The 4,786-nt window shown below is 68.4% G+C and carries 4 protein-coding genes; 2 read left to right on the top strand and 2 right to left on the bottom strand.

The features are described from left to right. Positions 1-64: 64 nt before the first annotated feature. A complete protein-coding gene (wblA, locus tag M8J74_RS34705; RefSeq protein WP_058924101.1) occupies positions 65-403 on the bottom strand; it encodes a transcriptional regulator WblA in 339 nt (112 codons plus the stop codon). A 407-nt stretch (positions 404-810) separates the two neighbouring features. Between wblA and M8J74_RS34710 the strand changes: the two genes are divergently transcribed. Continuing rightward, complete coding sequence (locus M8J74_RS34710) at positions 811-3,096, top strand: transglycosylase domain-containing protein (RefSeq protein WP_249840245.1); 2,286 nt, start codon at positions 811-813, stop codon at positions 3,094-3,096. A gap of 87 nt (positions 3,097-3,183) precedes the next feature. Here M8J74_RS34710 and M8J74_RS34715 read toward each other — a convergent pair whose 3' ends face one another. Continuing rightward, the gene (locus M8J74_RS34715; RefSeq protein ID WP_249840246.1) at positions 3,184-3,651 is read right to left on the bottom strand and encodes a GatB/YqeY domain-containing protein; all 468 of its coding nucleotides are present in this window, start codon (positions 3,649-3,651) and stop codon (positions 3,184-3,186) included. A gap of 128 nt (positions 3,652-3,779) precedes the next feature. Here M8J74_RS34715 and M8J74_RS34720 point away from each other — a divergent pair, with 128 nt between their 5' ends. Further along, positions 3,780-4,706, top strand: coding sequence for a metallophosphoesterase (locus M8J74_RS34720; protein WP_249840247.1), 927 nt, complete (start codon positions 3,780-3,782; stop codon positions 4,704-4,706). The last annotated feature ends 80 nt before the right edge of the window (positions 4,707-4,786 follow it).

A 4,786-nucleotide genomic window follows, 5' to 3' on the forward strand; every position in this document is an offset into this window, starting at 1 on the left:
TGGTCCTCCATCGTCGACTGAGGCGAGGGTGCGCTCCTGACGGGCGCTTCCTCGAGGGGTGCCCTCAGCTCACCGCCGCGTAGTTCTCGTACACCTCGTCGTCGTCGAGCGGCAGGATGCCCACCCCCCGCTCGTACTCCACGCGCGCCGTCTCCAGCAGCCGGCGCCAGGAGGTCACGGTGGGCCGCCTGCGCAGCAGTGCGCGGCGCTCGCGCTCCGTCATGCCTCCCCACACGCCGAACTCGACGCGGTTGTCCAGCGCGTCGGCCAGACATTCGGTGCGTACCGGACATCCGGTGCACACCGCCTTGGCCCTGTTCTGCGCTGCTCCCTGAACGAACAGTTCATCCGGATCGGTAGTGCGACAGGCGGCCTGCGCACTCCAGTCGGTTACCCAGCCCATACCGGCGCCGTCCTCTCCCGAATCGAGGCTCCCCCACGGCGGCAGCGGCATATTCACCGCCGCCAGTTGAGGACGTTACGGAAGGTGGGCACAGCGCAACACCCCCTTCGGGCCCAATCTTGAATGGCCCGAACGGACTATGCGTAAGCGGCAGATCACCCGGGGGAGTGAGCTGGTAACATGCGTGACCTTCCCGGCAATCCGGGACAGTTCCGCTGAGTCACAACGGACGCCGGGTGACACAGAAGGCGGATTCGGACACGCCCCCACCAGAAAGTCGGGGAACCTCCGGAACGATTCGGGGTCGCCGGACGTATTGATACGTGGCCCTACTGCTGTGACAGTTGAGAGCAGCTTAGGCCAAGGCATATACGCGTGTCCGGCGATTGAGAACGTAGGCTGCCCTCATGCCAAAGAAGCGCTCGGGCGGTGGCCTGTCCCCCACGCAGCAGGCCGCCAAGTTCCTCGGTGTCAGTGTGCTCGCCGGTGCCGTCATGGCCGGTATCGCACTGCCCGCCGTCGGCGCGCTCGGACTCGCGGCCAAGGGATCGGTGGAGAGCTTCGACGAGCTCCCGGCCAACCTCAAGACCCCGCCGCTGAGCCAGCGCACCACGATCCTCGACGCCGACGGCGGCCAGATCGCCACGGTGTACTCGCGGGACCGGACGGTCGTCGCCCTCAAGGACATCTCGCCGTACATGCAGAAGGCGATCGTCGCGATCGAGGACGCGCGGTACTACCAGCACGGAGCGGTCGACCTCAAGGGCATCCTGCGCGCGCTGAACAAGAACGCGCAGAGCGGCGGCGTCTCCGAGGGCGCCTCGACGCTCACCCAGCAGTACGTGAAGAACGTGTTCATCGAGGAGGCCGGCGACGACCCGACGAAGGTCGCCGAGGCCACCCAGCAGACGCTCGGCCGCAAGATCAAGGAGCTGAAGTACGCGATCCAGGTCGAGGAGGAGCTGGGCAAGAAGAAGATCCTCGAGAACTACCTGAACATCACGTTCTTCGGCGAGCAGGCCTACGGCGTCGAGGCCGCCTCCCAGCGCTACTTCTCCCGGCACGCCAAGGACCTCAGCCTCCAGCAGGCGGCGCTGCTCGCGGGCATCGTGCAGTCCCCGAGCCGCTACGACCCCGTCAACGACGAGGCGGAGGCGACCAAGCGCCGCAACACCGTGCTGCAGCGCATGGCCGACCTCGGGGACATCTCCCAGGCGGAGGCCGACAAGGCCAAGAAGACCTCGCTGGGCCTCGACCCCAGCCAGCCCAGGAACGGCTGCATCACCGCCGTGAAGGGCGCGGGCTTCTTCTGCGACTACGTCCGCGAGGTCTTCCTCAACGACCCGATCTTCGGCCGGACCAAGGAGGCCCGGGCCAAGGTCTGGAACCAGGGCGGCCTGACGATCCGCACCACCCTCGACCCGCAGGCCCAGGAGTCGGTGCAGTCCTCGATCAAGGACCACGTCTACAAGAGCGACGACGTGGCCACCGCCGCCACCCTCGTCGAGCCCGGCACCGGCAAGATCCTCGCGATGGGCCAGTCGCGGCCGTACGGCTTCGGCAAGCACGAGACGCAGATCAACCTGTCGGTCAACCAGTCCATGGGCGGCGGCGCGGGCTACCAGCCCGGTTCGACGTTCAAGCCGATCGTGGCCGCGGCCGCCATCGAGGGCGGCACGCCGGCGACGCAGTCGTACTCCTCGCCGTACGAGATGGACTACCCGAGCCCGGTGTCGATCTGCAACGGCGGGCAGTGGCGCGACGACCCGAACAACCCGACCAAGCTCAGCAACGAGAGCGAGTCGGAGCACGGCCCGTACAGCATGAAGCAGGCGACCGCGAAGTCGGTCAACACCTACTACGTGCAGCTGATCAGCGACATCGGCATCTGCCCGGTCGTCGACATGGCCAAGAAGATGGGCGTGCAGCGCGCGGACGGCGCCAAGATGCGGCAGGCCCCCTCGATCGCGCTCGGCACCCAGGAGATGTCGCCGCTGACGATGGCGAACGCGTACGCGACCTTCGCCTCGCGCGGCATGTACTGCACGCCGATCGCCATCGAGTCCATCAGCCAGCGCATCGGCGACAAGACGAAGTCGCTGCAGGTGCCGAAGTCGACCTGCTCGCGGGCGATGTCGGAGAAGACCGCCGACACCGTCACCACGCTGCTGAAGGGCGTGGTCGAGGACGGTACCGGTCAGCAGGCCGGCCTCAGCGACCGCCCGAGCGCCGGTAAGACCGGTACGACGGACAACCGCTACGCCGCCTGGTTCGTGGGCTTCACCCCGAACATGGCGGGCGCGGTCTGGGTCGGCGACCCGACCCACAAGCGCCAGATGAAGCAGATCACCATCGGCGGCGTCTACCACGACCTCGTCTACGGCGCCGACACGCCCGGCCCGATCTGGAAGGACGCCATGACCGGCGCCCTGGAGGGCAAGCCCGTCGAGTCCTTCAACCTGATCGACATCCCCGACGGCCCCAAGGAAAAGGGGAAGGGCAACGGCGACGGGAAGAACGGCGGCAACGGAGGCAACGGGAACGGCGGCATCTTCGGCGGCCTGACCAACGGAGGCAACACGGGCGGCGGCAACAACGGCGGGACCACCTTCCCCACGCCCACCTTCTCCATCCCGGACAACCTGTTCCAGGGCACGACCAACGGGAACGGCAACGGGGGGCGGCGCGGCTGACGCCGGGACCGGTCGGTACGTAAGACGGCGGCCGCTTTCCCACCTGCCGGTGGGAAAGCGGCCGCCGTGCGTACAGGTGCGCAGCCCTCAGCCGGCCAGCAGCTTCTTCACCACCGCGGCGACACGGCCGCCCTCGGCCAGGCCCGCGACCTTCGGGTTGACGATCTTCATGACGGCGCCCATGGCACGCGGCCCTTCGGCACCCGAGGCCTTCGCCTCCGCGACCGCCTCCGCCACGATCGAGTTCAGCTCCTCGTCGCTGAGCTGCTTGGGCAGGTAAGCGGCAAGAAGCTCGCCCTCCGCCTTCTCCCGCTCGGCCGACTCGGTACGACCACCCTGCGCGAAGGCGTCGGCCGCCTCACGACGCTTCTTCGCCTCCTTGGTGATCACCTTGAGGACCTCGTCGTCGGAGAGCTCGCGCTTCTCCTTGCCCGCGACCTCCTCCTTGGTGATCGCGGTGAGCGTCAGCCGGAGCGTCGAGGAGCGGAGCTCGTCGCGCTCCTTGATCGCGGCGTTGAGGTCTTCCTGCAGCTTCGACTTGAGCGTGGTGGTCATGCGTCCGATTGTCGCAGGTACGCAACGCCGGACGCCCGCCCATTTAGGTGGAGGCGGGAACGGGGGTCAAGGAGGAGGCGGGAACGAGGGCGGCTCAAGTCACCTCGCCGGTCTGACACGATGGAGGTATGCGCGCTCGATACGGAGTACCTCTGGGGATCGCGGCGGCCGGCGCCGCCGGTGTGGCCTACGCGGCGGGCTTCGAAGCCCGCTCCTTCCGTCTGCGGAGGGTGACCGTCCCCGTGCTGCCCGCCGGAATGCGCCCCCTGCGACTGCTGCAGGTCTCCGACATCCACATGGTCGGCGGGCAGCGCAAGAAGCAGCGCTGGCTGCGCTCTCTGGCCGGCCTGCGCCCCGACTTCGTGATCAACACGGGCGACAACCTGTCCGACCCCGAGGGCGTGCCGGAGGTCCTGGACGCGCTGGGCCCGCTGATGGAGTTCCCGGGCGCGTACGTCTTCGGCTCGAACGACTACTACGGCCCCAAGCCGCGCAACCCCGCCCGCTACCTGCTGGAGAAAGTCCAGGGCCGGCACGGCCTGAACGGCAACCCGCCGGTCGTCGGCGCGATCCACAACCCGTGGGAGGACCTGCGGGACGCATTCGACGCGGCGGGCTGGCTGAACCTGACCAACACGCGCGGCACCCTGAAGATCGACGGCATGGCGCTGGAGCTGACGGGCCTGGACGACCCGCACATCAAGCGCGACCGGTACGCCCAGGTGGCGGGCGGCCCGTCGGACGCGGCGGACTTCTCGATGGGCGTGGTGCACGCGCCGTACCTGCGCGTGCTGGACGCCTTCACGGCCGACGCGTACCCCCTGATCCTCGCCGGCCACACGCACGGCGGCCAGCTCTGCATCCCCTTCTACGGCGCCCTCGTCACCAACTGCGACCTGGACACCGACCGGGTCAAGGGCCTGTCGCGGCATGTGTCGGAGGGCCGTACGTCGTATCTGCACGTGTCGGCGGGCTGCGGGACGAACCGCTACACGCCGGTACGGTTCGCCTGCCCGCCGGAGGCGACGCTGATGACGCTGGTGGAGAGGGCGTAAGGGCTGGGGGCGCGGGAGCCGCGGCAGGATCACTGGTGTCACTGCGGGCGCGAGGTGACTAGGGCGTGTGTCGAAAGTCC

It is taken from the genome of Streptomyces panaciradicis (assembly GCF_023516615.1).
GTDB lineage: Bacteria > Actinomycetota > Actinomycetes > Streptomycetales > Streptomycetaceae > Streptomyces > Streptomyces panaciradicis.